At 66.6% G+C, this 3004-nt stretch carries 3 protein-coding genes; 2 read left to right on the forward strand and 1 reads right to left on the reverse strand.

The window, feature by feature from the left end; translation table 11 throughout:
* Nucleotides 1-322: 322 nt before the first annotated feature.
* Nucleotides 323-1597 carry an MFS transporter gene (locus ACYPYD_RS14800; RefSeq protein ID WP_459663899.1) on the reverse strand — a complete coding sequence of 425 codons (1275 nt, stop codon included), beginning with the start codon at nt 1595-1597 and terminating at the stop codon, nt 323-325.
* Between the two features lie 201 nt (nt 1598-1798).
* On the opposite strand from ACYPYD_RS14800, the gene ACYPYD_RS14805 reads away from it, so the two are divergent.
* Nucleotides 1799-2866: a YeiH family protein gene (locus ACYPYD_RS14805; protein ID WP_459663901.1), complete on the forward strand. Its 1068-nt coding sequence runs from the start codon at nt 1799-1801 to the stop codon at nt 2864-2866.
* An 8-nt stretch (nt 2867-2874) separates the two neighbouring features.
* The coding region (locus ACYPYD_RS14810; protein ID WP_459663907.1) for an FAD-dependent oxidoreductase at nt 2875-3004 on the forward strand (130 nt) is incomplete at its 3' end.

Raw genomic sequence — 3004 nt, forward strand, 5'->3', positions numbered from 1 at the left:
GATCGTATGGACGGCGTTTCCGGTAGCGCAGAGACAGTCCGGGTCTTCGATGGACGCGTGGTTTGCGCGATCGCGGCTGAAACCGCATCCCGGCCCACGACGCCGACCCGATACACCGGAGCGACGTGATCATTCGCCGCTCGGGATGCTCGGTCATATAACCCATGTGGTTATAAATGTCAAGATCGCACAAACGCAACCTCGTCATCCCGGACTTGATCCGGGACCGCTGGCCGTGAACAGCCCACCTCGCGTCAGGGCGCCCCAACGAAAGCGATCGCCTCAAGCACTGCCAGCGATCCCGGCCTTCGCCGGGACGACGTCAACCTTCGGCCGCCGCCAGCTTCGGCTGCATCAGGTGGATGTAGGCCGTCGCCACCAGATAGGCCGCGCCGCACACCACGAACAGCGGGCCGTAGCCGAGGCCCGATTTCAGCGACCAGCCCGCGAACTCGATGATCCCGGTCCCGGTCAGGTTCCCCGCCACCGCGCCCAGCGCGATGACGGTGGCCATGCGGCGCGCCGGGATGATCTCGGTCGCCATGCCGAAGATGTTAGTGGAGAAGCCCTGATGCGCGAACAGGCCGAGGCCGATGCACACGGCCGCCACCCACGGATTACTCGCCAGCAGCGCCAGCGGCATCACCAGCACGACGAGGGCATAAGCCAGCATCGAGCCCTTGCGCGCGAGGTTCATCGAGACCCCGCGCAGCAGCAGTGCCGGGTAAAGCGCGCCCGAGGATACCGCGCCGAGCGCCGCGAGGATGAAGATCACCGCGATCGGCCAGCCCAGCTCGCCCTGCCTGAGATTGAACTGGCGCGCGAAGAAATCGGGCGTCCAGAACAGCACGAACCACCAGACGAGATCGGTGAAGGCCTTGGCCCCGATGACCGTCCAACTGCGGCGGTCGGACAGGATCGCGCCCCATTCGACCTTGCCGCGTGTCGTCGCGGCCTGTCCCGCGATGGGCGTCAGCTTCGCGGTGTTGAGCTTCCACAAGGCCAGCCACACAAGGCCCAGCCCGCCGGTGACGAGGAACGCGGCCTTCCATCCGAACGCCATCGCGAAAGGGGGGATGATGAGCGGGGTGAGGATCGCGCCGATGTTGGGCGCGGTGTTGATGATGCCGATGCCGACCGAGCGGCGCGCGGCGGGCAGGTAGATCGCCGCGGTCTTCATCGCGGCGGGGGTGTTGACCGATTCGGCGGTCGCCAGCACGGCACGGGCGATCACGAATTGCTGCACGCTGGCGGCCAGCGCATGGGCCATCCCCGCAAGGCTCCACAAGGCCACGGCGAAACCGTACGCGAAGCGCACGCCGAAGCGGTCGACGAACCAGCCCACGCCGAGCAGCGAAGCCGCCGCCGCCAGCTGGAAGATCGAGCCGAGATGCGCGAACTGCTGGTCGTCCCAGTGGAACTCCGCCTCCAGCATCGGCTTGAGCAGCGCCAGCACCTGCCGGTCGACGTAGTTCAGCGCCGTCGCGAAAAAGATCAGCGCAATCAGTATGTTCTGCGCGCGGATAGCGGCGCGGCCGGAGTCGGGCGCCGGGGGAGGGGCGTGCTCGGGCACGGCCGTCTGTTGGTGAATGGTCATTCTCGCTCTCCCCTATCCCGCCGTTTCGTCGGCGGCAATTCTTCCTGCCCCCTCGCGCAAAGCTCTTGCTCCGCTGCGTGGGTGGTCATAAGGATGGATATGACAACGTAGGACATACGGCAAGCATCTTCATCGAAGATGCGCCAAACAAGAAGCAAGCATCTTCGTCAAATGAGAGATGCGGCGAAAGGACGGGGACCAGTGAGCGCAGAACACGCAGGCGACCTTTACGGCGAGATGTTCCTCGCCCAGATCGACGGCCCCGCCGCGAAGCCGAGCCGTATCGAGATATGGAAGACGCTCTGGCCGGGCCTCGCCATCTGCGGCATCGCCAGCATCGCCGCCGCCTGGCTTTCCGAGCACTACGGCGCGCCGATCATCCTGATGGGCCTGCTGATCGGCCTCGCCCTGAACTTCGTGACCAGCGAGAAGCGCACGCATCCGGGGCTCGATTTCGCCTCCAAGGCTTGCCTGCGCTGGGGCATCGTCGTGCTCGGCACGCAAGTGACGCTGGCGCAGATCGTGGCGCTCGGCCCGGTGCCGTTCCTGGCGCTGCTGATGGTGATGGCCGCCGCAATGGGTGCGGCGCTGCTGGTGGCGCGGGCGACCGGCGCCTCGACCGCGATCGGCATCCTTGCGGGCGGCGCGACGGCGATCTGCGGGGCCTCCGCTGCGCTGGCGTTGTTCGGCGTGCTGGGGGCGAAGCGGATCAGCCAGGCGCAGTTCGCGCTGACCCTCGTGGTGATCTCGATGGCGAGCGCGATCGCGATGTCGTTCTATCCGCCGCTCGCAGGGCTGATGCACCTCGACGACCGGCAGGCGGGGTTCCTGATCGGCGCCTCGATTCACGACGTCGCGCAGGCGATCGGCGGCGGCTATGCCTATTCGGACATCGCGGGCAGCTACGCCACGATCGTCAAGCTCTCCCGCGTGGCGCTGCTGGCGCCGATCGTCGCGGTCGTCTCGCTCATGTACACGGACGAGGATGCCGGGGAGCGGCACTGGATCCGGAAACTTGCGATGCCCTGGTTCATTACCCTGTTTCTGGCGGTGGTGGTGCTCAATTCGCTGGTGACGATCCCGGCTTTCGTGGTCCACCTGAACCTGACGCTGTCGAAGACGCTGCTGCTGCTGGCGGTGACGGCCACCGCGATGCGCTCGCGCCTCGATCTGGTGATGCAGATGGGCTGGCGCGCGGCGATGCCGGTGGTGGCGGCGACTTTGGCCTCGCTGGTGGTCGCCACGGCCTTCAGCATGATGATCTTGTGAGTGTGTGAATGACTGAAATCTACGACATCGCGATCATCGGCGGCGGCGTGAACGGCTGCGGCATCGCGCGCGATGCCGCCGGGCGGGGCGCCAAGGTGCTGGTGCTGGAGCAGGGCGATCTGGCGGGCGGCACCTCGT

Source organism: Novosphingobium sp. 11B (assembly GCF_054589055.1).